The organism is Pseudomonas sp. HLMP (assembly GCF_046365545.1).
Lineage (GTDB): Bacteria > Pseudomonadota > Gammaproteobacteria > Pseudomonadales > Pseudomonadaceae > Aquipseudomonas > Aquipseudomonas guariconensis_B.
This window is the reverse complement of the sequence record NZ_JBDLLR010000001.1, coordinates 4,849,905-4,872,166: the sequence shown is the minus strand read 5'-3', so window position 1 is coordinate 4,872,166 and position 22,262 is coordinate 4,849,905. Positions and strand designations below refer to the sequence as shown.

The following is a 22,262-nucleotide window of genomic DNA, read 5'->3' as shown; positions in this document are numbered from 1 at the left end:
TCATCTGACTCATGGGATGGAGGGCTTGTAGAGGGTAGTTGGACGGAGGGCTATTTCAGCACAGGTCAGACGGCCTGTGGTGACTTGATCGGAGAATCCTTAGCATGACTGATCCCGCGTTCTCGACAGCAGGTGGACTTCTCATCTTCCTGTTGCTCCTGATGAGCTTGCTGGGCGTGTTTCCTTTAGACGTAATCCTTCCTTCCTTTCCGGCGCTGGCCAGTGAGTTTTCTGTGCAGACTGCCGATATCGCCTGGTCGGTAAGCCTTTTCGCAGTGGGCGTAGCCGTTTCGCAGAGCCTGATCGGCCCGCTGTCGGATCGCATGGGCCGCAAGCGGCTTTTATTGGCGGGATTATTGTTGGCTGTGGTAGGTGCCGCAGGTTGTATCGCAGCTGATCAATACTGGGTATTCATGGCCTTTCGTGTACTGCAGGCAGCAGGCTGTGGGTGTTTCGTGCTAACCCAGGCTCTGGTGCAGGACATTTATACAGGGCATCGTCGCAACACCCTGCGTATCTATCTGACCAGTGCCAGCGGAGTGTTCATTTCGCTGTCTCCGTTGATTGGAAGCGCGTTGCAGCAATTCTTCGGCTGGGCTGGGAGTTTTCAGGCTTTTATCGGCTTGGCGGCTATCGTCGTGGTTCTTTCAGCGATGTTGCTGGAAGAGCAGCCGAACGTCGGCTCTTCAACGAGCCTGATCCGAAGCTATGTGAAGCTGTTGCGAGATTCGAACTTTTTCATCTTTGCAACATGCGCTGCATTGGCGTTCGCTTGCCATTTCGCTTTCATCGTCGTTTCGCCCTTGCTGTTCATGGACAGGATGGCGCTGTCCGAATATGTCTTCTCTACTGTATTCCTCGGCTATGGCGCGGCTTATATCATGGGGGGCTTCATTGCCCATGCGCTAAACGGAAAGGTTGCTCCCCACATACAGGTCGCTTTGGGGCTTGGGCTGATTGGTTGTGCGGGCGTGGTATTACTGGGTTGGTTCCTTCTGGGAGGATTGTCGGTGACGGGGATTCTGCTACCCATGGTCATCTGTACCGTCGGCACCACCATCACTCGGCCTGCCGCTACAACATGTGCGCTGAATCTACACCCGGAGCTCGCTGGCGCAGGCGCTGCGCTCAGCAACACCCTGTTGTTCGCCATTGGTGGACTGGCCAGTGCGCTTGTGGCCGTGGTCGAAGACACCTTGCCGGTCGGCTTGGCCGTCGGGTTCATCGCAACAGCTATGGGCGGCGGTTGGTTGTTGAGGCGCTTGGCGCATGAAGCGGGCGTTGTTACCAGCGACTGAGGGGACGCTCTTGAGGGCCAGGCCTCAGTCCGGCCAGGTATCGATCAACTCCCGCGCCTCCCGGCTGCTCAACGGGCTTTTCATCCGCTGCGACAGCACCGCCATGGCCCGCGAGTGGCCCTTGGCGATCACCGCCTCGACCTGGTCGTCGAGGCACTGCAGGGCGATGAAGTCGCCTTTCTCCGGTTCGCCCACGTACTCGATGCGGTTCCAGCCCTGGCCATGCCCGAGCACCTCATAGGTGCGCCCGTGCTGGTAGGTCCAGAAGAAGGGCACATCGTCGTAGCGGCGCTGTTCGCCGAGCATGTTGGCGGCGGCGATCACGCCTTGCTGCTGGGCCAGGCGCCAGTGCTCGATGCGCACTGGATGGCCGGCGAGGGGGAAGGTGGCGATGTCGCCGGCAGCCCACAGGCCTTCGGCTGCGTGCATCTGGGCGTCGACCTGCAAGGACTGGTCCTCGGCCAGGCGCAGGCCCTGGACGAACGATGTGGCGGGCCGCACGCCGGTGCCGAGCAATACCAGCGATGTTTCCAGGCGCTCGCTGTTGGCCAGTTGCACGGCTTCGATCTTGTCCTGGCCTTCGAAGCGTTCCACCTCGGTGGGGCCATGGAACACCACGCCCTTGCGCTCGTGCAGTTCCCGCAGGGTGCGGCCGATGCGTTCGCCGAGCTGCCGGGCCAAGGGGATCTCGTGACGGGTCACCACATGCACCTGCAGGCCGTACTTGCGCAGCGCCGAGGCGGCCTCCAGGCCGATGAAACCATCGCCGACGATCACCACCGGCTGGCCCGGCTCGGCGGCATCGAGCAGGTGCGCGGCGTCTTCCCGGGAACGCAGTACGTAGATGCCGGGCAATTGTACGCCGGGCAGGTCGGGGCGCCGGGGCTTGCCGCCGGTGGCCAGCAGGGCGGCGTCGTAGGCCAGGCGCTGGCCGTCGGCCAGGATGACCTCGCGCTTCTCGGTGTCCAGCACGCGCACCTTGCCATGCAGGCGTTGTAGCTGGCCGCGGTGCAGGTCGTCGGGCTCCAGTAGCGCGGGCACCTCATCGGCTGGCATCTGCCCGGCGATGACGAACTTGCTCAGGGCGGTGCGGTCGTAGGCCGGCCGTTGCTCCTGGTCGATCCACACCAGGCGGCCGCCGAAACCGTGGTCCAGCAGGGTGGCCACCGCCGCCGAGCCTGCGGCGCCGGCGCCGATCACCACGAAGCAGCGGGCATCGCTGTGGCGGGGTGGTTCGCTCGCGGGGCAGGGCTGGTCGTCGACCCAGACCTCGCCATCCTTCACTTGGGTCGGGTAGCGGCGCAGGCCCGTCAGGGCCGGCGGCTCGCAGACCGCGCCCTCGTCGAGGCCGAAGGCGGCCTTGTGCCAGGGGCAGACCAGCAGGCCGCCGCATACGGCGCCTTCTTCCAGGGGCGCGCCAGCGTGGGGGCAGTTGGCCTGGTAGGCGTGCACCAGGTCACCCCGGCGGACCAGGATGACTTCCTCGCTGCCGGCCTGGACGCGCAGGGGGTGGTGTTCGTCGAGTTGTTCGAGGCGTGCCACGGCGTGCTGGGTCATGGGAGCTCTCCATAGGACCGTTCAGCTTCATTTGACGCCTTTGGCGGTGCAGCGATGCAATGATCTGACGATCGGAGGCGAGCCCTCGGTCAAGCGGTAGCTCTGGTGCTTGGGGCCGCGAAGCGGCCCCAAATGGCGGCTGCAAGTCTTGGCAGTCCCTCCTCGCGGCTCAACTGGCCCGCGCGGCCGCCAGCGCTCCAGCCCGGGATACCCGCAGAGCGACCAGGCTGCCGAGCACGATCAGCGCCGCCAGCGAATACAGCGCGGCATCGGTCGAACCGGTCTGGTCCTTGATGAAGCCGACCAGGTACGGGCTGAGGAAACCGGCCATCTGCCCGACCGAGTTGATGATCGCCAGGCCCGCCACGGCGGCGCTGGCGCTGAGCAGGGCGGTGGGCATCGGCCAGAACATCGGCAGGCCGGTGAGGGCGCCCATGGTGGCGATCGACAGGCCGAGCAGGGCGATGGTCGGGTTCTGCGCGAAGTTCACCGCGATCAGCAGGCCGACGGCGCCCATCAGCATCGGCACGACGAGGTGCCAGCGCCGCTCGTTGCGCAGGTCCGCCGAGCGCCCGACGACGATCATGAACACCCCGGCCAGCAGGTACGGGATGGCGCTCAGCCAGCCGATCAGCAAGGGATTGTCGAAGCCCAGGTTCTTGATGATCGACGGCAGCCAGAAGTTGATGGCGTACACGCCGCTCTGGATGCAGAAGTAGACGAAGCCGAAGGTCCAGATCAGCGGGTTGGTCAGTACGGCCAGCACGCTGTCGCTGTGGGTGGTGGGCTTGGTGGCGGCGTCGGCCTTGAGGTCGGCCTCGATCACCTGGCGCTCGGCGGGGCTCAGCCAGGCGGCCTTCTGGTAGCCGTCGCTGAGCAGCAGCACCGCGAGGATGCCCAGGGCGACGGTGGGCAGGCCCTGGATCAGGAACATCCACTGCCAGCCGGCCAGGCCATGCTGGCCGGCGGCGAAGTGCTCGAGGATCCAGCCGGAGAACGGCCCGCCGAGCAGGCCCGAGACCGGGATCGCCGACATGAACAAGGCCATGATCCGGCCACGGCGGTCCGCCGGGAACCAGCGCGAGAGGTACAGCACCACGCCGGGGAAGAAGCCGGCTTCCGCCGCGCCGGTGAGCAGGCGCAGCACATAGAACTCCATGGGTGTGGTGACGAACAGCAGGCAGGTCGACAGGCTGCCCCAGGCGATCATCATCACCGCGATCCAGCGGCGCGGGCCGAAGCGGTTGAGTGCCAGGTTGCTGGGCAGGCCGCACAGCACGTAGCCGATGAAGAAGATACCGGCGCCAAGGCCGTAGACGGTTTCGCTGAACTGCAGGGCGTCGAGCATCTGCAGCTTGGCGAAGCCGACGTTGACGCGGTCCAGGTAGTTGAACAGGTAGCAGATGAAGATGAACGGGATCAGCCGCAGGGTGATGCGCCGGTACAGCGCGTCGCGGCTGAGGTCTTTGCCTTGGTCAGGGGCAGGGCTGTGTGCCATGATCGGAATCTCTTTGTTATGGTTGTCGCCGTGCCGTGTGCGGCGCCGGCCCTGACGAGTCTCGGCGAGCGCGGCACGGCTGTCTTTGTGCTTTTGCACAGCCGTGGGCACGGGCTGCTGTGCCGCGGACCAAAGCCTACCACCGCAAGGACCCTGGAATGTTCGAACTGGACCACGACCTGGCGCAGGACATCGTCGATCGGGCGATGGCCATCCTGCCGTGCAATGTCAACGTCATGGACAGCCAGGGCTTGATCCTGGGCAGCGGCGAGCCGGAGCGCATCAATACCCGCCACGAGGGCGCGCAACTGGTGCTGGCCAACGGCCGGATCGTCGAGCTGGACGCCGAGGCGGCCAAGTGCCTCAAGGGCGTGCAGCCGGGCGTCAACCTGCCGCTGATGCTCGATGACCGGCTGATCGGCGTGCTGGGCCTGACGGGCGACCCGCAGCAATTGCGCACCTATGGCGAACTGGTGCGCATGACCGCCGAGATGCTTCTGGCCCAGCGTCACCTGCAGGTGGAACAGCAGTGGCGGCGCCAGCGCTGCGACGACCTGCTGGCCCTGCTGCTCGGCGGCAGCGGCGACTCCCCGCGCTTGCTCGACGAAGCCCGGCAATTGGGCCTCAAGCCGCAGTTGGCGCGGGTGCCATGCCTGTTCGAACTCGACGCCGGGTCGTCGGCCGAGGCGCTGTCCGGCTGGTTGATGAGCCGCTACCCCGACAGCTGGTGCGTGAGCCCTGCGCGGCAGTCGCTGCTGTGGTGCCGCCCGGCGGCCGTGGCGCTGGACGAGCCGCGCCTGCTGGAGCGCCTGCAGCGCCATGGCTGGCAGGTGCAGCGCCTGGCCCTGGGCAACCCGGCGCAGAGCCTTGAGCAGTTGCGCCGGGGGTACCGGCGGGTACGCGACCTGCTGGCCTACGGCCGCGAGGTGGTGCCGGGCGAACGCCTGCTGAGCCTTGCCCGCTACCGATTGCCGACATTGCTCTGGCGACATCGCAACGACGATGCCCTGGATGAATTGCTCGAGCCGCTGCAGCGCATCCGCGCCAAGGATGCCAGCGGGCAACTGCTGGCTACCCTGCGTGCCTGGTGCGCCCATGATGGGCAGAGCCAGGCGTGCGCCGATGCCCTGGGGATCCACCGCAACAGCCTGAGGTATCGGCTGGAGCGGATCGCCGAAGTGGCGGAGGTGGACCCTTTGCGGCTGGAAGGTTTGCTGAGCCTTTACCTGGGGTTGCAGTTGCTGCCGGCGCAGTGAGGTGTTGGCAGGGTTGGCCCATGCCATGCGCGCTGAACCGCCGCGAAGCGGCCTGCGCGGTGCAAAGGCATTTGCCCAAACAATGCCGTCGCGTCTTTGTGCATCCGACCGAGGCCGCATCGCCGCGCAGCTGTCAGCATGCGGGTCATCTGGATCAGGAGAATCCCCATGAAAGTCGTCATCGCCCCCGATTCGTTCAAGGACAGCCTCGATGCCGCCGGTGTCGCCCGGGCCATCGGCAAAGGCCTGGCCGAGATCTGGCCGGGTGCGCAACTGGTCGAATGCCCGATGGCCGACGGCGGCGAGGGCACCATGGAGGCGATCCTGGCCGCCAGCCATGGCCAGTTGCGCCACCAGGTAGTACGCGGGCCGTTGGGGCAGGCCGTGGATGCCGGCTGGGGCTGGCTGCCTGAGAGCCGCACGGCGATCATCGAGATGGCCCAGGCCAGCGGCCTGCAACGGGTCCCGCTCGGCCAGCGCGATGCCTGCCGCAGCAGCACCTGGGGCACCGGCGAGCTGGTCGCCGCCGCCTTGGCGGCCGGCGCGCAGCGCATCGTCCTGGCCATCGGCGGCAGTGCTACCAACGATGGCGGTGCCGGCATGCTGCGCGCCCTGGGCCTGCGCCTGCTGGACGCCGACGGGCAGCCGCTGGAGGAGGGTGGCCTGGCCCTGGAAAGGCTGGCGCGCCTCGACGCCAGCGGCCTCGACCCTCGCCTGGCCGAGGTGCAGGTGGAGGTGGCGGCCGATGTCGACAACCCCTTGTGCGGCCCCCATGGCGCTTCGGCGGTGTTCGGCCCGCAGAAGGGGGCCAGCCCCGCGCAGGTGCAGGCCCTGGACCGGGCCTTGGGCCATTTCGCCGACCATTGCGCCCGCCTGCTGGGCGAAGACGTGCGCGATTTCCCTGGTTGTGGCGCGGCGGGCGGCATGGGCTTCGCCGCCAAGGCGTTCATGGACGCGCGCTTTCGCCCTGGGGTCGAGGTGGTGGCCGAGCTGGCGGGCCTCGATGCCCTGGTGCGGGACGCCGACCTGGTGATCACCGGCGAAGGGCGTTTCGATGCCCAGACCCTGCGCGGCAAGACGCCCATGGGTGTGGCGCGGGTCGCCAAGTGTCATGGCGTGCCGGTGGTGGTGCTCGCCGGTACGCTTGGGGCGGGTTACCAGCAGCTCTATGACCACGGTGTCGATGCCGCCTTCGCGTTGACCAGCGGGCCGATGAGCCTGGAGCAGGCCTGTGCCGAAGCCGGGGATTTGCTCGAGGCACGCGCCCGGGATATCGCCCGACTGTGGCAGGTGGCTGGGCGGGGGCGTTGAGTCGGTTGCTGGGTTCGGTCCGCGGCGAATAGACAGGTCCTGACACCACCGGTGTTCGGTCAGATCAATGGCCCTTATCCGAGGACAAGGGCCGATGCCCGCTGGCTAGAGCGCCGCCACTGGCGTGTAGGCCGTATGCTCGCGGCGAATGCTGGCCAACGGCACGGTCACCAGCAGCAAGGTCAGCACCACGGTGACGCCAATCCCCCAGGCTGCCAAGGTGAAACCACCCAGGGAAATCAGCCCGCCGGAAATCGCCGGCCCCACCGCCAGCCCCAGGCTCAGGAAGCTGCTGGCCGCCGCCACGACGCGGCCTTCGCGGTCCAGCGCCGCCGCCAGGCCGGTGAGGTAGCTCAGGGCGTAGAAGTAGGTGACGCAGATGGTCATCACGCCCGCCGTGTACAGGGCCTTGGAGTGCTCGCCCAGCACGTAGCTCAGGCTGGTGCCGCCGGTCAGGAGGATGGCCAGGATCACCGGGGTGCTCATGCCGAAGCGCTTGCCGACCATCGCCGCGATCAGCGGGCCGATCAGGCCGACCACGGACTGGACCGACAGCAACACGCCCAGTTCGTCGCCACTGTAGCCGACCAGGGTGCCGATACGCTCGACGAAGGCCCAGCCCATGGTGTCGCGGGCCTGGAACACGAACATCGCCAGCATCATGCAGATCGCCGGCAGGCTCAGCAGGATGTTGCCCGCACCTTTGCTCGCCCCAGGGGCCGCCGGCGCGGGGGCGACGGTCGCTGCACGCTGCTCCAGCGCCGCAATGGCCGGGAGCATCACCGCCATGGTCGCGGCCATCGCGTAGTACAGCCCCGAGAGGCCGAACAGCGCCATGACCTTGGCATAACCCAGCATCACCACGATCATCAGCAGCACCGACAGCACGTTCATGTGCCCGGCGATGCGGTCCGGATGCCGCGCGCTGGACACCGCGGCGTTGCCGCAGGCCAGGGCCAGGCCCGCGCCGAGGCCAGCGATGCAGCGTACCGCGGCCAGGGCCTGGATGCTCTCGATGTGGACGCTGACCAGGTTGGCGGCGATGGCCAGCAAGGTCCCGAGCAGGGCCAGGGTGCGCCGTGGCGCACGCCCCATGAAGGGCGCGACCAGCAGCGAGGCGAGCATGGTGAAGCCGAACTCCGCGGACATCAACAGCCCGGCCTGGGCCTCGTTGAGCTGCAGGTCGTTGATGATGGCGCTGATCAGGAAGGGCAAGGCCCACAGGCCGAGCAGGCCGACACCATAGGCCGAACCTGCGGCGGAGAACACCAGGCTCCAGCTCTCGGGCAAGACATTGCGTATTGTTGTTTTCATGGGTGAACCCTGGGAGGCAAGCACATCAAGGAAGGAAGCGCGCCGGTAGCGGCGCGCTGTGGGGTGGAACTACTGCAGGTTCTCGTCGACCGGAGTGCCGTCATCGTATTGCGACAGCCAGGCGACCATGGCGTCGCGGTAGCGGGTGAAACCCTTGTAGTCGACCAGCTCCTGGTCCAGGTCGCGGATCACCCGGTGCATGCGCTTGGCCCACTGCGGGGCGAACTCGGCCAGTTGCTTGAGGCTGACCAGATAGGTCCGCACCGGGAACAGCACCGCATTGCTGCGCGGCAGGCGGTGCAGGGGCTGCAGCTCGATGCGCAGGTTGACCAGTTCGCCGGCGTTCTCCGGGGTGACGATGGTGCGGTCGGGCGCCCAGTCCGGCAGGGTCTCGGCGGAGGTTTCCAGGCGCGGGTTGACGGTGATCGACCAGTTGGTGCGGCGCACCGGGTGCCCCGGGCGCAGGCGCAGCAGGAACTTCAGGGCGCGCTGCAGGATACCCATCTCATGCAGCTTGGGCACCGGGCCGTGGAACTCCATGAAGCTCATGCCGAGGTTGAAGCGCAGCGAGTAATCCGCACGCTGGGTGGCCATGCCGGCGCCCATCACCAGGGTCTCGTCACGCTCTTCGAGCAGGATGAACTCGCCTTGGGCCTGGCGAGTGATGTACTCCATCGGCTCCATCGGCAAGGTGCTGGCATCGCCGAAGGTGAAGGTGTCGTCGATCTGCAGCGGGCGGTTGATCCAGCGCCACTGGCTGCCTTTCTTCTCCAGGGTGAAATGCTCGGGGAAGTCGCGGGAGTAGGACTCCATCAGCAATTCCAGCAGGTCCCACTGGGCTTCCATCATGTGCGGCAGGGCGGCGTAGTGCACGCCCGGCTGGCTGTCGAGGGTCTGCGCACGGTGGTGGCACTCGGAGATGTAGTGCTCGTCGATGTCGAACTGGGCGCGCAGGGCACCGTTGCCGAAGGGCACATGGGGTTCGACGTTCATCGAGTACATGTACTGGTCTTCCGGGTACGGGAAGGGCAGGCGCAGCACCGCCTCGCGGCTGTTGCTGTAGGTGTGCTCGCCGCCGGCGTCGGCGTAGGTTTCGATTGGCTTGAATACGGTCATCTTGTTGTTTTCCTGTCTCAGAGGTCTACGACCAGGCGGCTGCAGTTGGCACGTGATACGCAAGGCATGAATTTGCGCTTGCTCAGCTTGTCTTCCTCGCTGAGCCAGTCATCGCGATGGTCGAGTTCGCCATCGACTTCCAGTACTTCGGCCTCGCAATAGCCACAGGCGCCGCCCCGGCACAGGTAGGGCAGCTTGTAGCCGGCTTGTTCGGCGGCTTCGAGCAGTGACTGTTCGGCGGGTACCTCGATGGTCACGCCCTGGCGCGCCAGGGTGACGCTGAACGGTTGGCCGCTGGAGCCTTGCTCGACGAAGCGTTCGTAGTGGATGTGGCTGTCGGTCCAGCCCAGGGCGCGGGCGCTGTCGAGGGTGTCGTCGATCATGCTGTCCGGGCCGCAGACATAGACATGGCTGCCCAACGGCCGGGCCTGGAGGATGCGGCGGATGTCCATGCGCGCGTCCTGGCCTTGCACGTAGAGGTGCACCCGCTCGCCGTACCGGGCTTGCAGCTCCAGGCCCAGGGCGGTGTGCTCGGGGCCGCGCACGGCCAGGTGCAGCTCGAAGGTGGACTGCTTGGACTGCAGCTCTTCGAGTTGCGAATACACCGGTGTGATGCCCACGCCTCCGGCGATGAACAGGTGCTGGCGGGCATGCTTGGCCAGCGGGAACAGGTTGGCCGGCTGCAGGATCTGCAACAGGTCGCCTTCGCTGACCTTGTCGTGCAGGTGGCGCGAGCCGCCACGGCCGTCGCTGACTCGGCGCACGGCGATCTGGTAGGCGCTGGAGTCATAGGGCGAGCTCATCAGCGAGTAGGCGTTGCGGTGGGTCTTGTCGCCATCCTCGAGGACCACCACCACATGGCTGCCGCCAGAGAAGGCAGGCAGATGCTTGCCGTCGGGAGAGGTCAGGGTGAAACGCTTGATCTCTGGCGTCATCTGCTCGATCCGGGCAACACGCACGCTCAGGGTGCCGTTATGGGTATTCATGTGTCGAGCTCCTCGGCAGGTGGCAGTTCGCCTGGGACTTCGCCATCGGCCTTGATGCCCTGGAAGGCGGCCAGGCGGCGGGAATAGTGGTCGCGCACCACCAGGTTGAGCTGGCAACCGGGGCAGGTGAACACGCGCTGGGTGACGTTCTCGGTGTAGGTGTCGCAATGGGCGCACCACACGCGGCGTACCAGGGTACCGCTGTGTTCGCGAAGCACTTCGTCGCGATTCAGGTCGACGGCATTGGCCGCTTGCATGGCGGTACCGATGAAGCTTTCCGAGCCACTGAGGTACAGGCGCGTGCCCATGTAGGCGTCGCTGAGCCTGTCGCGCAGGGCCTCGATCAAGGCCTGGTTGCTGCTGAACGCTTCGAGTTCGCCCACCTGCGCCGCTTGCAAGGCCTGCAGGTGGTTGTGCCCAGAGAAGGACTCGGTGGAGTAGAGCAGGGTGCTGTCGCGGCGTTGCGCAGGCGACATGTCCGCGATCAGGCGCAGCATGGCCGCGCCGCCGCTGCCCTGGCCCGCGATCAAGTGGCGCAGGCCACCTGCCATGGGGTGCAGCCGGTCGTAGACCGGACGGCTCTTGATGCCAGTGATAAGCATGGTGACACACCTCGTAAGCCATTACCCCGGCTGTGCCGGAAAGTAACGATGACGGCTGGTTTCGGGCTCAGGCAGGAGAGAAAGCAGAACTCATGCCATATTACCTATTGTTTTATATGTTTTATGTCGAAGGCCCATGCTGGGCGTTTTTCATCAGGTTGCTACTCGGGAAGGCATCGCTGGCGATGCCTCGTCAGGGCGCGCGGCGCACTTTTCGGGTGCGCCGCGCAGGTGCTCAGTGCTTGAACATGACGTGGCGCACGCAGGTGTAGTCTTCCAGGCCGTACATGGACATGTCCTTGCCGTAGCCCGACTGCTTCATGCCGCCGTGGGGCATTTCGCTGACCAGCATGAAGTGCGTGTTGACCCAGGTGCAGCCGTACTGCAGGCGCGCGGCCAGGCGGCTGGCGCGGCCGAGGTCGCGGGTCCACACCGAAGAGGCCAGGCCGTAGTCGGAGTCGTTGGCATAGGCCAGCGCCTGCGCTTCGTCGCTGAAGGGGGTGATGCTGACCACTGGGCCGAAGACTTCGCGCTGGACGATCTCGTCGTCCTGGCGGGCGTCGGCCAGCACCGTCGGCTCGAAGAAGAAACCCGGCCCGTCGACACGCTTGCCACCGGTGACCACGCGGATGTGTGGCTGGGCCTTGGCGCGCTCGACGAAGCCTTCGACGCGCTCCAGGTGGTCGCGGGTGATCAATGGCCCCAGTTCGGTCTGTGGGTCGTCCTGCAGGCCCATGCGCAAGCTCGCCACCGCTTCGCCAAGCTTGCTGACGAAGCGGTCGTAGACGCCTTGCTGGACGTACAGGCGGCAGGCGGCGGTGCAGTCCTGGCCGGCGTTGTAGAAGCCGAAGGCGCGGATGCCCTCGACGGCTGCGTCGATGTCGGCGTCATCGAAGATCAACACCGGGGCCTTGCCGCCCAGCTCCATATGGGTGCGCTTCACGCTGCTGGCGGTGCTGGAGATGATGCGTGCGCCGGTGGCGACGGAGCCGGTGAGGGACACCAGGCGAACCTTGGGATGGTTGACCAGCGGCTCGCCCACGCTCGGACCGCGGCCGAAGAGAATGTTGACGACGCCGGCGGGGAACAGCTCGGCCATGATCCGGGCCAGCGCCAGGGCGGTGAGCGGGGTCTGCTCGGAGGGCTTGAGCACCACGCAGTTGCCGGCAGCCAGGGCAGGGGCGAGCTTCCAGGCGACCATCATCAGCGGGTAGTTCCACGGCGCGATGGAGGCGACCACGCCGAGGGGGTCACGGCGGATCATCGAGGTATGCCCGGGCAGGTATTCGCCAGCGGCGGACCCCGACAGGCAGCGGCTGGCGCCGGCGAAGAAGCGGAAAACGTCGGCGATGGCCGGGATCTCGTCGTTCAGGGCGGCCTGGTAGGGCTTGCCGCAGTTCTGCGACTCCAGGCGGGCCAGCAGCTCGGCCTCGGCCTCGATACGCTCGGCCAGCTTGAGCAGTAGCAGCGCGCGATCCTTGGGCGGGGTCTGCGACCAGCTGTCGAACGCCTGGTCGGCCGCCTGCACGGCAGCATCGACCTGGGCGCCGCTGGCCTCGGGGATGGTCACCAGCACCGTGCCCTCGGCGGGGTTGTACACGGGATAGGGGCTGCCTTGCCCATCGACCAACTGGCCGTTGATCAGGAGTTTGGTTTGCATGGCGTATTCCTTGGTCGGTCTTGTTGGTGGAAATCGCTGGACGCAGGCACAGCAGAAGCCACGGTGGCCTGTCGACGCTGTAAACATATGAAACCATATCTTAAATTTAGAAGGTTGCCAACAGTACCCTGAAACGCCTTGTCGAGAGGTAGAATGGGCGATCAATCGGTATCGGAGGCCTTGCGCTTGGTTATAAGATACGGAACTGAACCTTTTGGCCGAGGCTCGCGCCACGCCAGGCAATGCTCGATAGGGAGAGGCAATGACTGCCCTGAATACTGCTCGTAATACCGCATTCATCCGGTTGCGCCAGGAAGGGCGTACCGATGAAGTGGCGCGCAAGTTGATGGAAGCCATCGAGCTCGGGTTGTTTGCCGAAGGGCAGCAACTGCCCAGCGAATCGGAATTGGCCCTGCAGCTCGGGGTCGCCACCGTCACGCTGCGCGAGGCCTTGGTGGTGCTGCGCCAGCGGGGGCTGATCGAAACGCGCCGCGGCCGCAACGGCGGCAGTTTCGTCTGCGCGCCGGTGGAGCTGCCCGAGGCGCTGCTGTTGCAGCGCCTGCGCGACATGAGCGGCCCGGACCTGCGTGACCTGGGCGACGAACAGACCGCCATCTCGGGCACCGCTGCGCGCCTTGCGGCCAAGCGCAGTTCGCCCGAGCAGCACGCGCGCATCGCCCAGCACATCGACATGCTCAGCCAGGCCGGCTCGCGGTTGGCACGCCATCGGGCCGATGCACGCTTCCACATCGAGGTGGCCGCCGCCGCCCAGTCGCTGCGCCTGACCAACGCCGAGATGCGCCTGCAGTCGGAGGTGGGCGAGCTGCTGTGGATGGAGGCGGCCGGCGGTGGCGATGTGACGGTGGTGGAGCAGGAGCACCGGGCGATCCTGCAGGCGCTGGTGGCGGGCGATGCGGTGTTGGCCGGGGCACTGGCCGAGGCGCATGTGAGCCGCGGCATCAAGCGCCTGATCAGCCTGCGCCTGGAGTTGCTGGCCGAGGCGCACGGGGGCTGAACGCCGCCGACCGGAAGCAGCGCGCCAGGCCTGGCGTGGTAATTGCGTCACAATGCCTTGACCCGAGGCGACCCATAACAAGAAAGCCGAACCTGCGTGAGGTAATACCATGTTTGCCCTGAGCGACAACGACCCCCTGGCCGCCTGCGCCCAGCAGTTGGACAGCACGCTGGAGACCATCTTCAGCCAGGTCCGCCAGTTGGTGGAGGAAACCCGCGAGCTTTGGGAGCGTGTCCTGGCCGAGGGGCGCCAGCCGGCCGCCAGGGACCTGGCCTCCCTGCGGCCGGCGATCGACCGGCAGTTGCTGGTCACCGGTGCCTTTGGCTGTGGCGGCGGGATCATCGTGGAACCCAATTGCCTGGCCGACCGGGAGATGCACCTGGAGTGGTGGTACCTGGCCGATGCCGGCAAGACCCTCCCGCTGCGGCCCAACTTCGACCGGCGCCGGGAAAACTACTACGACTACACCGCGATGCCCTGGTACAGCCGGCCGCGCGACACCGGCAAGAGCGTGGTGGAGGGGCCCTACGTGGACCTCTACGGCACCAACATGTACGTGCTGACGTTCACCATGCCGATTCTGGTGCAGGGCCGCTTCATCGGCGTGGCCGGGCTGGACCTGTCGCTGCACAACGTCGAGCGCCTGCTGGTGCGCAGCCTGATGCGCCTGGAACACGAGGCCGTGCTGATTTCCGCCGATGGCCGGGTGATTGCGTCCAACACCGCCAACTGGATGGTCGGCGACCTGGCCCTGACGCTGTTGAACACCATGCCCCTGGACGGGATTCGCCTGGCGTTGGCGGAATCCGAGGCGGGGTGGTCGCTGGTCCGGTTGCCGGCGTTGCGCAAGGTGGTGTGAGCATCGAGTGGTTTTGTCGCCCCCCCCCCCAGCGGGAGATCACCCAGTCTTAGGTTGACGCGGAGCCCTGTGGGGGACGGCTTGCCGGCGATGGGGCGCGAAGCGGCCTCGAATGTCGGCTAAACAGCTTTAACTGACTGTACCCCTAGCGCCCCGGCGGATCGTACGCCGCCATGGCCAGCCTCGCCGCCAGGCGGGTGCGGCGGATCATGGACTTCTCGAGCTCCACGACGAGGTACACGAGCAACCCGGCGCCCATGACTTTCCCCCATTCCAGCAGCGTCAGGTCGGTAGAGCCGAAGATCTCCTGCATGACCGGCGCATGGGTGAAGAACAGCTGCAACGGCACGCAGGCTGCGATGGCCAGCAGCAGGTAAGGGTTGCCGAGCAGGCCTTCGCGGTTGGTGACCGGCGCGATCAGGGCACGGGTATTGACCAGGTAGAACATTTCCGCGACGACCACGGCATTGACCGCCATGGTGCGGGCGGTCTCGACGCTGGCGCCTTCGCTCATCTGCCAGAGGAAAAGCCCCATCGCCCCGCACATCATCAGCACCGAGACCATCAGGATCCGCCACACGAAGAACCCCGACAGCAAAGGCTCCCTGGGCGCGCGCGGCGGGCGGGTCATGATGTCCCGCTCGGCCGGCTCGAAGGCCAGGGCCAGCCCCAGCGTGCTGGAGGTGACCATGTTGATCCACAGCACCTGCGCGGGCGTCAGCGGCAGGGCGAGTTCGAACAGGATGGCGGCGATCACCACCAGCGCTTCGCCGCCATTGGTGGGCAGCATGAACAGGATGAATTTCTTCAGGTTGTCGTAGACTGCCCGGCCCTCGCGCACGGCCGTGGCGAGGGTGGCGAAGTTGTCGTCGGCCAGCACCATGTCGGCGGCCTCCTTGGCCGCCTCGGAGCCCTTCAGGCCCATGGCGATGCCGACATCCGCGCGCTTGAGCGCAGGCGCATCGTTCACCCCGTCGCCGGTCATGGCGACGATCTGGCCGTTGTCCTGCAGCGCGTTCACCAGGCGCAGCTTGTGCTCGGGGCTGGCGCGCGCGAACACGTCCACCTCCGTCACGACCTGGCGCAAGGTTTCGTCGCTCATCATCGCCACTTCGGCGCCGGTGAGGGTGGGCTTGCCGACGCCGATGGCCAGCTGGGCACCGATGGCTCGGGCGGTTTCGGCATGATCGCCGGTGATCATCTTCACCCGGATACCGGCGTGGTGGCATTCGCCGACTGCCCTGATCGCCTCCTCGCGCGGTGGGTCGACGATCCCGACCAGGGCCAGCAACGTGTACCCCGAGGCCATGTCCTGGTGGCCCAGGCTGCCCTCCTGCGGCGCCGAGCGTTTGCAGGCCAGGGCCAGCAGACGCAGGCCCTGGGCCGCCGTGTCGGTGGTCATGCGCCGCCAGTAGTCGACATCCAGCGGGTGCTCGCCATCGTGGTCGCGTTGCCGGTGACACATCTCGAGGATGCGCTCCGGGGCGCCTTTGACGAAGATCCAGGAGTGGCCCTCGCCGTCGAGGTGGTGGGTGGCCATGAAGCGGTGCTGCGATTCGAAGGGAATGGAATCCAGGCGGGTCCAGGCCGAGGGCTCGAAGCCGGTCTTGCCGCCGAGCACCAGCAGGGCGCCTTCGGTGGGGTCGCCCTCGACCCGCCAGCAGTCGTCTTCATTGCGCAGGTGGGCGTCGTTGCACAGCACCCCGGCGCGGATCGCCAGGCCCAGGGCCGGGTAAGCGCCAGGATCGACGATGCGCCCATCGATGCTGCAATCGCCGACCGGGGCATAGCCCACGCCGCCGACATCGAACACGTGGCCGGCGCACACGACGCGCTGCACGGTCATCTCGTTGCGGGTCAGCGTGCCGGTCTTGTCGGAACAGATCACGGTCACCGAGCCCAGGGTTTCCACGGCCGGCAGGTGGCGGATGATCGCCTTGCGCCGGGCCATGCGCTGTACCCCGAGGGCGAGCGTCACGGTCATGATCGCCGGCAGGCCCTCGGGGATCGCCGAAGCCGCCAGCGCCACGACCATCATGAACATTTCCGCCGGTGGATGGCCGCGCCATAGCGTGCCGATGACGAAGGTCGCGGCGGAGATGGCCAGGATGGTCACGGCCAGCACGCGCCCGAAGCGATCGACCTTGCGTAGCAGCGGGGTGGCCAGGCCGCGGATGTCGGCGAGCATCTGGTTGATCCGGCCCAGCTCCGTCGCCGCGCCGGTGCCGACGACGATCCCCCTGGCCTGGCCGTACACCACCACGGTGCCCGAATAGGCCATGCCGTGGCGGTCGCCCAGTGGCGCGTCGGCCTGGGCCACCTCGGCGTCCTTCTCCACCGGCAGGGACTCGCCCGTCAGCGCGGCTTCCTCGACGCGCAGTTCCTTGACCGCCACCAGGCGCAGGTCGGCGGGCACCCGGTCGCCGGAGGCCAGTACGACCAGGTCGCCCGGCACCAGCTCGGCGGCATCGATCTCTTGGGGGATGCCGTTGCGAATCACCATCGCATGCGGCGCGAGCATCGCCCTGATCGCCTGCAGGGCGCTTTCCGCCTTGCCTTCCTGGATGAAGCCGATGATGGCGTTGATCACTACCGCGGCGAGCAGGACGCAGGTATCGACCCAGTGCTCGAGCAAGGCGGTGATCACCGCCGCAGCGATCATGACGTACAGCAAAACATTGTGGAATTGCGCCAGCAAGCGCAGCAATGGCCCGCGGCGCTTGGGTGGCAGCAGCCGGTTGGGCCCGTACAGCTCCAGGCGCCTGGCGACCTCGACGTCCTGCAAGCCCTCCGGCCCGGTGCGCAGCATCTGCTCGACCTCCGCGACCGAGAGTGCCTGCCAGGCAGGGGTAGCGTGGGCTGCGCAGGGATCGGAGGAGGGAAGATTCATAGGCTCGGGCCTTCTATGGGCTTCGGTAGCGGTGGCGGCATCCTGCCGCCAGGGCATGGCTTACAGGGTCACCAGCACATCGCACTGGGACGCGTTCAGGACATGCTTGGTGATGCTCCCGACCAAGAGTTCTTCCAGGGCGCTCTCGCCTTGCTTGCCCATCACGATGAGGTCGCAGTCCAGCTCCTGTTCCTGTTCGACGATACGCCAGGCCGGGTCGCCGTGCACGGCGACCTGGCGCGCCATGGGCAGGCCCGAGGCTTCGGCCAGGGCGGCGAGCTGTTCCTGGGCGTCCTTCCTGATCACGTTGCGGTAGTGGCTGAGGGTGTCGTTGTCGAGGTTGGCGAAGCGCATGCTGCCTTCGAACGGGGCCTCGTACACGTGCAGGAGGATGATCTCGGCCTGCGGGGCAATGGCCTTGGCCAGGGCGATCGAGCGCCGGGACGAAGGCGAGAAATCGACCGGCACCAGCAGGGTGCGGTAGTCGCGGCGCGGCAGTTGCTTGACCACCAGCATGGGGCAGGGCATGTGGCTGAGCAGCCGCTGTGCGGTCGAGCCCAGGAGCAGGCGGCGGGCCGTGCTCTCGCCTTTCGCTCCGCAGACCAGCAGGCTCGCCTGCTTTTCCTGCACGGCACGAATGATCTGGGGGATGACCGGGCCAGACATGACATGCGTGCCAGCGGCGACTTCATGTTGCTGGAACAGCCGCTCGCCCAGTTCGTGGAGCTTTTCCCTGCCGCTCTGGAGCACTTGCTCCAGCAGGTCGTCCTCTGGCGCGACCATCTGCCGGAGGCGCTCGAAGGGTGCGGGGTTCGCCACGAACAGCAGGTCCAGTGAGGCGTCCAGTGCCTTGCTCAGCAGTGCGGCGCGTTCTGCGCCATGGCGGGCAGGTGCGGACAGGTCGGTGGCGACCAGGATGTGGCTCAGCGACGACATAGCGATCTCCTTTGGCAGCGCGGGGCACCCGCCCGACCATCGTCTCGCGAACCCTGTCCGGCGTATTGACCTGTATCAAGAGACGCCCCCGTGGACGCGACCTTGTGTCGCGGTTGAATGGTCGCTCGTAGAAGGGCTTGAAAGGTGCTCCGACAATCCGCAGAATTCGATACGTAATTACATGGTACATACCACGGTACGAATCACAGGAGCGAACATGGCCCGGGGTGGGATCGACAAGGCAGCGGTACAGCAGGCACGGGAGGCGCTGCTGGCCCGGGGTGAGCACCCGAGCATCGATGCGGTGCGTATCGAGCTGGGCAATACCGGCTCGAAGACCACCATCCACCGCTACCTCAAGGAGCTGGACAGCCAGTCGCCATCGGCCCCGCTGGGCATGGCGGGCCTGAACGAGCAACTGGGGCGCCTGGTCGAGCAACTGGCCGAACAACTGCATGAACAAGCGCAGGCGCGCATCCACGAGGCCGAGGCGGTGTTCGCCGAACAACGGCAGCAGCTCGAGGCACAGTTACAGCTTGCCCAGCAGGCATTGGTGGCGGCGCACCAGCAGCAGCGGGTCCAGGCCAGTGCGCTGGCGGCCGAGTCCGAGAAGCTGGCGGCCACCCAGAGCACTCTGCAGCGCGAGCAATTGCGCAGCGCCAGCCTCAACCAGTCGCTGGGCGAGCTGCAGGTGCGCCTGGCCGACAAGGACGAGCAAGTTCGCTCGCTGGAAGAAAAGCACCGCCATGCCCGCGATGCCCAGGAGCAGTTGCAGCAGGGCATGCTCGCCAGGCAGGCCGAGCTGACCCAACTGCATCGCGACAATGAACGCCTGTTGGCCCAGACTCGCCAGCAGGCCACGCAGCGCACGCAGTTGGAGGAGCAATTGGAGCAGCGCGACGCCCAGGTCCAGGGCTTGCGAGCGATCCTGGCCCAGGTCCAGGGCGCCAGCGAGCAGATGCGCCGGCAGTTGGAGCAGTTGCAAGGCATGCTGGATACCCGCACGGCGGCATTGGCAGCCTGCCAGGCGCGTCTTGACGCATTGCCAGGGGCGGGTTGATGCCGTCGGGCGTGGGGGCGGGCAGATGAATCAAACTTTGCACGGCCCAGGGGCTCTTCCGTAGACATTTCGCCGGGAGACGACGCCATGACCACGCCAGGGCAAGACCGCAAGCCACAGCCGCCCGCCAAGGGGCCGCATTCCTCCGAACATGCCACCCAGCCGCAGGACCTGGGCTTCGATCCGGACTCCCCGGACCTGGAAGACCCGCAGGTCGATCCGCAGGGGCCAGCCAAGCCGCCTCGGGATCATGAGAAGCGGGAATGACGGCGGGCCTTGTTCACACAGGGGGCGCTTCGCGCCCCGTCACCCCTCGATCTTCTTCGCCGCGTCGACCCCCGCCGACGACAGCTTGATCGGGTAGTTGACGCTGATCTGGTGCCCAGCATCGACGCTGACGCTGCCGTCCTGGATCAGCCCCTGCTCCTGCAGGGTCTTGAGCATGCCGGCCACGGCCTTCTCGCCACGGTAGTTGTCCAGCAATTCCTTGCCCAGCCCCTGGGGATGGGCATGGAACAGGCGGGTGAGAACCTCCGCTCGCAATGCATCGTTACTCATTTCTGGCCTCGCGCTATCGGTTGCCGCGACGTCGGTGTCGCGAACGGTTGAGCGCAGCTTCGGGGCAAAGGTTTAATTTTTTCCACGCGGCGCTGCCCAGGCGGCGCTCGCGTTTGAACGTTGCCGGCACCCCGGGCTCAGACATTCAAAGGTCGCAGCGAGGAGCAGGCCCATGAGCATCGAACGCAGCATCCCCGAGCTGGAAGCCTGGTACGCCCAGTACGACGATGAAAGCTACCGGCGCGAGTCGCCGGACGCCTATCATCATGAATTGATCCGTACCGCCGAGGCCCTGCGCGACGATGGCGCCATCGACTGGGACGATTGGCTGGCGCTCAAGGCCCTGGCCGACCAGGCCCACGCGCGGGCCCTCACGGAGGCGGTACAGGCCCATGTGGACGACCCAGACGCATGAAGACATTGAAGATCGCCACCTTCAACCTCAACGGCATCCGCAGCCGCCTGCCCGGGCTGCTCGCCTGGCTGGCGCGCGAACAGCCCGACATCGCCTGCCTGCAGGAGCTCAAGGCCGCTGACAAGGACTTCCCCCGCGAGGCCCTGGAGGCGGCGGGCTATGGTTGCCTGCACCATGGCCAGCCCTCTTGGAACGGCGTCGCCATCCTTGCCCGCGACAGCCAGCCGCTGGAGGTGCGCCGTGGGCTGCCGGGCATGCAGGAGGACACCCAGAGCCGCTACCTGGAGGCGGCCGCCCACGGCGTGCTGGTGGCTTGCCTGTACCTGCCCAACGGCAATCCCCAGCCGGGGCCGAAGTTCGAGTACAAGCTGCGCTGGTTCGAGCGGCTGATCGAGCATGCCGCGACGCTGCGCCACAGCGGGCACCCGACGGTGCTGGCCGGCGACTTCAATGTGGTGCCCACCGACCAGGACATCTACAACCCACGCTCCTGGCGCAAGGACGCCTTGCTCCAGCCCGAGTCCCGCGAATGCTACCAGCGCCTGCTGGCGCAGGGCTGGAGCGATGCCATCCGCCAGCTTCACCCGGACGCCCGGGTCTATACGTTCTGGGACTACTTTCGCAACCACTGGCCACGCAACGCCGGCCTGCGCATCGACCACCTGCTGCTCAGCCCCGACCTGGCACCCCGGCTCGAGGCCGCTGGCGTGGATGCCTGGGTACGCAACGAGCCCAAGGCCAGCGACCATGCGCCGGTGTGGATCGAACTGGGTAGCGACATGCGACGTTGATCACGTTCCGACAAGGCGCTCCGTCAACCGCATGTTCAACTCAATGTTCCATGGGTTCAAATAACCAGGCGCATGGCGCAACGGCCCTCCAGCCCATGACGCCGCTCTTCGGCCAGCAGCTCGCGCAGGCGCTCACCCATCTGATCCGCCGCAATCACTTCGAATCCGCGGCGTGCATAGAACGGGGCATTCCACGGCACCTCGACGAAAGTGGTCAATGTCAGCAACGGGATACCTCGATGCCGTGCCGCACTGATGACCTGTGCCAGCAGGCTGCCTCCGACGCCTTGCCCCTGGGCTTGCAGGCGTACCGATAGCTCATGGATGTGCAACGCATCGCCGGCCGGGCGGGCGCATAGAAACCCCAGTGGCCGCTCTTGTGCGTCGACCGCCACCCAACTGCCTTCGGCCTCCATGAAGGCCTGGTGCGCGGCTTCGTCAAGCACTTCGTCGGTGGCCAGCCAGGCGAGTGCCGGGAGGCGGGCGAATGCCTGGGCGGCCGAGCGCTCGATGGCAGGGAGCGACGGGATATCACGGGGCAGGGTAGGGCGTACGTGCATTGGGCTGTCCTTGGCGGGAAACCGGCAAGTCTGGAAGCCGCGCTGTGCCAAGGCAAGGCATTGGGTTTTTATCGGGGCCCCTGGACTTGCAATGATCTTGTTATAACGTAACATTTTGACGCTATCTGCCTCCTGCCCCTTCCTTGTCGAGTAATGACCATGACCGAAGACGAACTCCTCCGCCAGAGCCCTGATGCCTACATGAACGAGCCGCAACGGCAGTTCTTCCGCAACCTGCTGCTGGCTCAGCGCGCCGAGCTGCAAGCACGCATCGAACAACAATTCCGCACCCTGCGCGAACAGGAAGTACACAGCGACCCGGCCGACATCGGCAGTGCCGAAGAAGAGCGTCACTGGCAGCTACGCTCCCTGGAGCGGGAGAAGAAGCTGCTGGACAAGATCGACCAGGCCCTGGAGCGCCTGGCGCGCGGCGACTATGGCTGGTGCGAGGAGACTGGCGAACCGATCGGCCTGCGCCGCCTGCTGCTGCGCCCCACCGCGACCCTGTGCATCGAGGCCAAGGAACGCCAGGAAATGAAGGAGCGCCACCTGCGGGACGGGGACTAGCGGCAAGCTACAA

21 protein-coding genes are annotated in these 22,262 nt (G+C 66.4%); 10 read left to right on the top strand and 11 right to left on the bottom strand.

The window, feature by feature from the left end; all coding sequences use genetic code 11:
- The first annotated feature begins 104 nt into the window (after positions 1-104).
- On the top strand, positions 105-1,298 hold the full coding sequence (locus ABFA30_RS22575; RefSeq protein WP_410045973.1) for an MFS transporter: 1,194 nt from the start codon (positions 105-107) through the stop codon (positions 1,296-1,298).
- A gap of 24 nt (positions 1,299-1,322) precedes the next feature.
- Here the strand turns inward: ABFA30_RS22575 and ABFA30_RS22570 are convergent, their stop codons facing one another.
- Together ABFA30_RS22570 and ABFA30_RS22565 are read right to left on the bottom strand one after the other, a co-directional pair.
- Positions 1,323-2,855, bottom strand: coding sequence for an FAD-dependent oxidoreductase (locus ABFA30_RS22570; RefSeq protein WP_410045972.1), 1,533 nt, complete (start codon positions 2,853-2,855; stop codon positions 1,323-1,325).
- A gap of 169 nt (positions 2,856-3,024) precedes the next feature.
- The gene (locus ABFA30_RS22565) at positions 3,025-4,353 is read right to left on the bottom strand and encodes an MFS transporter (RefSeq protein ID WP_225787898.1); all 1,329 of its coding nucleotides are present in this window, start codon (positions 4,351-4,353) and stop codon (positions 3,025-3,027) included.
- A gap of 158 nt (positions 4,354-4,511) precedes the next feature.
- Between ABFA30_RS22565 and ABFA30_RS22560 the strand changes: the two genes are divergently transcribed.
- Both ABFA30_RS22560 and ABFA30_RS22555 read left to right on the top strand, forming a co-directional pair.
- Entirely contained in the window at positions 4,512-5,609 is a 1,098-nt protein-coding gene (locus ABFA30_RS22560) for a sugar diacid recognition domain-containing protein (RefSeq protein ID WP_253090825.1), read from the top strand.
- 168 nt (positions 5,610-5,777) lie between these two features.
- Positions 5,778-6,920, top strand: a complete 1,143-nt coding sequence (locus ABFA30_RS22555) for a glycerate kinase (protein WP_410045971.1) — start codon at positions 5,778-5,780, stop codon at positions 6,918-6,920.
- 105 nt (positions 6,921-7,025) lie between these two features.
- On the opposite strand, the gene ABFA30_RS22550 is transcribed toward ABFA30_RS22555, so the two are convergent.
- The 5 genes from ABFA30_RS22550 to ABFA30_RS22530 all read right to left on the bottom strand — a co-directional run bounded on the left by ABFA30_RS22550 (position 7,026) and on the right by ABFA30_RS22530 (position 12,598).
- Complete coding sequence (locus ABFA30_RS22550) at positions 7,026-8,234, bottom strand: MFS transporter (protein WP_410045970.1); 1,209 nt, start codon at positions 8,232-8,234, stop codon at positions 7,026-7,028.
- Between the two features lie 69 nt (positions 8,235-8,303).
- Positions 8,304-9,350 (bottom strand): heme-dependent oxidative N-demethylase family protein, encoded by a 1,047-nt coding sequence (locus ABFA30_RS22545; protein WP_253080154.1) that lies wholly within the window; start codon positions 9,348-9,350, stop codon positions 8,304-8,306.
- A gap of 17 nt (positions 9,351-9,367) precedes the next feature.
- Positions 9,368-10,336 carry a PDR/VanB family oxidoreductase gene (locus ABFA30_RS22540; protein WP_253080153.1) on the bottom strand — a complete coding sequence of 323 codons (969 nt, stop codon included), beginning with the start codon at positions 10,334-10,336 and terminating at the stop codon, positions 9,368-9,370.
- A complete protein-coding gene (locus ABFA30_RS22535) occupies positions 10,333-10,938 on the bottom strand; it encodes a dimethylamine monooxygenase subunit DmmA family protein (protein ID WP_225787892.1) in 606 nt (201 codons plus the stop codon). The genes ABFA30_RS22540 and ABFA30_RS22535 overlap by 4 nt, the downstream gene beginning before the upstream one ends.
- 235 nt (positions 10,939-11,173) lie before the next feature.
- On the bottom strand, positions 11,174-12,598 hold the full coding sequence (locus ABFA30_RS22530) for a gamma-aminobutyraldehyde dehydrogenase (protein WP_410045969.1): 1,425 nt from the start codon (positions 12,596-12,598) through the stop codon (positions 11,174-11,176).
- A gap of 262 nt (positions 12,599-12,860) precedes the next feature.
- Here ABFA30_RS22530 and ABFA30_RS22525 point away from each other — a divergent pair, with 262 nt between their 5' ends.
- Positions 12,861-13,613, top strand: coding sequence for a FadR/GntR family transcriptional regulator (locus ABFA30_RS22525; RefSeq protein ID WP_253080152.1), 753 nt, complete (start codon positions 12,861-12,863; stop codon positions 13,611-13,613).
- A gap of 109 nt (positions 13,614-13,722) precedes the next feature.
- Positions 13,723-14,472, top strand: coding sequence for a cache domain-containing protein (locus ABFA30_RS22520; protein ID WP_253101409.1), 750 nt, complete (start codon positions 13,723-13,725; stop codon positions 14,470-14,472).
- A gap of 145 nt (positions 14,473-14,617) precedes the next feature.
- Here the strand turns inward: ABFA30_RS22520 and ABFA30_RS22515 are convergent, their stop codons facing one another.
- On the bottom strand, positions 14,618-17,362 hold the full coding sequence (locus ABFA30_RS22515) for a cation-transporting P-type ATPase (RefSeq protein WP_410045968.1): 2,745 nt from the start codon (positions 17,360-17,362) through the stop codon (positions 14,618-14,620).
- 60 nt (positions 17,363-17,422) lie between these two features.
- Positions 17,423-18,298, bottom strand: a complete 876-nt coding sequence (locus ABFA30_RS22510) for a universal stress protein (protein ID WP_368815932.1) — start codon at positions 18,296-18,298, stop codon at positions 17,423-17,425.
- 217 nt (positions 18,299-18,515) lie between these two features.
- Between ABFA30_RS22510 and ABFA30_RS22505 the strand changes: the two genes are divergently transcribed.
- Together ABFA30_RS22505 and ABFA30_RS22500 are read left to right on the top strand one after the other, a co-directional pair.
- Positions 18,516-19,358, top strand: a complete 843-nt coding sequence (locus ABFA30_RS22505; RefSeq protein WP_225787886.1) for a DNA-binding protein — start codon at positions 18,516-18,518, stop codon at positions 19,356-19,358.
- Positions 19,359-19,445: 87 nt separating this feature from the next.
- Positions 19,446-19,625: a DUF6021 family protein gene (locus ABFA30_RS22500; RefSeq protein WP_225787885.1), complete on the top strand. Its 180-nt coding sequence runs from the start codon at positions 19,446-19,448 to the stop codon at positions 19,623-19,625.
- Positions 19,626-19,664: 39 nt separating this feature from the next.
- Here ABFA30_RS22500 and ABFA30_RS22495 read toward each other — a convergent pair whose 3' ends face one another.
- Entirely contained in the window at positions 19,665-19,916 is a 252-nt protein-coding gene (locus ABFA30_RS22495; protein WP_225787884.1) for a hypothetical protein, read from the bottom strand.
- Positions 19,917-20,088: 172 nt separating this feature from the next.
- Between ABFA30_RS22495 and ABFA30_RS22490 the strand changes: the two genes are divergently transcribed.
- On the top strand, positions 20,089-20,331 hold the full coding sequence (locus ABFA30_RS22490) for a hypothetical protein (RefSeq protein WP_225787883.1): 243 nt from the start codon (positions 20,089-20,091) through the stop codon (positions 20,329-20,331).
- Entirely contained in the window at positions 20,328-21,122 is a 795-nt protein-coding gene (gene xth, locus ABFA30_RS22485) for an exodeoxyribonuclease III (protein WP_253090818.1), read from the top strand. Before ABFA30_RS22490 ends, xth begins: the two co-directional genes overlap by 4 nt.
- Before the next feature lie 56 nt (positions 21,123-21,178).
- Here xth and ABFA30_RS22480 read toward each other — a convergent pair whose 3' ends face one another.
- Positions 21,179-21,682 (bottom strand): GNAT family N-acetyltransferase, encoded by a 504-nt coding sequence (locus tag ABFA30_RS22480; RefSeq protein WP_410045967.1) that lies wholly within the window; start codon positions 21,680-21,682, stop codon positions 21,179-21,181.
- 159 nt (positions 21,683-21,841) lie between these two features.
- On the opposite strand from ABFA30_RS22480, the gene dksA reads away from it, so the two are divergent.
- Positions 21,842-22,249, top strand: coding sequence for an RNA polymerase-binding protein DksA (dksA, locus tag ABFA30_RS22475; RefSeq protein WP_253090816.1), 408 nt, complete (start codon positions 21,842-21,844; stop codon positions 22,247-22,249).
- The last annotated feature ends 13 nt before the right edge of the window (positions 22,250-22,262 follow it).

Coding starts and splice junctions, on each gene's coding strand:
- ABFA30_RS22490 (WP_225787883.1), top strand. CDS start 20,089: ATGAGCATCGAACGCAGCATCCCCGAGCTGGAAGCCTGGTACGCCCAG.
- ABFA30_RS22555 (WP_410045971.1), top strand. CDS start 5,778: ATGAAAGTCGTCATCGCCCCCGATTCGTTCAAGGACAGCCTCGATGCC.
- ABFA30_RS22575 (WP_410045973.1), top strand. CDS start 105: ATGACTGATCCCGCGTTCTCGACAGCAGGTGGACTTCTCATCTTCCTG.
- dksA (WP_253090816.1), top strand. CDS start 21,842: ATGACCGAAGACGAACTCCTCCGCCAGAGCCCTGATGCCTACATGAAC.
- ABFA30_RS22530 (WP_410045969.1), bottom strand. CDS start 12,598: ATGCAAACCAAACTCCTGATCAACGGCCAGTTGGTCGATGGGCAAGGC.
- ABFA30_RS22505 (WP_225787886.1), top strand. CDS start 18,516: ATGGCCCGGGGTGGGATCGACAAGGCAGCGGTACAGCAGGCACGGGAG.
- ABFA30_RS22515 (WP_410045968.1), bottom strand. CDS start 17,362: ATGAATCTTCCCTCCTCCGATCCCTGCGCAGCCCACGCTACCCCTGCC.
- ABFA30_RS22550 (WP_410045970.1), bottom strand. CDS start 8,234: ATGAAAACAACAATACGCAATGTCTTGCCCGAGAGCTGGAGCCTGGTG.
- ABFA30_RS22535 (WP_225787892.1), bottom strand. CDS start 10,938: ATGCTTATCACTGGCATCAAGAGCCGTCCGGTCTACGACCGGCTGCAC.
- ABFA30_RS22540 (WP_253080153.1), bottom strand. CDS start 10,336: ATGAATACCCATAACGGCACCCTGAGCGTGCGTGTTGCCCGGATCGAG.
- ABFA30_RS22545 (WP_253080154.1), bottom strand. CDS start 9,350: ATGACCGTATTCAAGCCAATCGAAACCTACGCCGACGCCGGCGGCGAG.
- xth (WP_253090818.1), top strand. CDS start 20,328: ATGAAGACATTGAAGATCGCCACCTTCAACCTCAACGGCATCCGCAGC.
- ABFA30_RS22520 (WP_253101409.1), top strand. CDS start 13,723: ATGTTTGCCCTGAGCGACAACGACCCCCTGGCCGCCTGCGCCCAGCAG.
- ABFA30_RS22525 (WP_253080152.1), top strand. CDS start 12,861: ATGACTGCCCTGAATACTGCTCGTAATACCGCATTCATCCGGTTGCGC.
- ABFA30_RS22500 (WP_225787885.1), top strand. CDS start 19,446: ATGACCACGCCAGGGCAAGACCGCAAGCCACAGCCGCCCGCCAAGGGG.
- ABFA30_RS22510 (WP_368815932.1), bottom strand. CDS start 18,298: ATGTCGTCGCTGAGCCACATCCTGGTCGCCACCGACCTGTCCGCACCT.
- ABFA30_RS22495 (WP_225787884.1), bottom strand. CDS start 19,916: ATGAGTAACGATGCATTGCGAGCGGAGGTTCTCACCCGCCTGTTCCAT.
- ABFA30_RS22560 (WP_253090825.1), top strand. CDS start 4,512: ATGTTCGAACTGGACCACGACCTGGCGCAGGACATCGTCGATCGGGCG.
- ABFA30_RS22480 (WP_410045967.1), bottom strand. CDS start 21,682: ATGCACGTACGCCCTACCCTGCCCCGTGATATCCCGTCGCTCCCTGCC.
- ABFA30_RS22565 (WP_225787898.1), bottom strand. CDS start 4,353: ATGGCACACAGCCCTGCCCCTGACCAAGGCAAAGACCTCAGCCGCGAC.
- ABFA30_RS22570 (WP_410045972.1), bottom strand. CDS start 2,855: ATGACCCAGCACGCCGTGGCACGCCTCGAACAACTCGACGAACACCAC.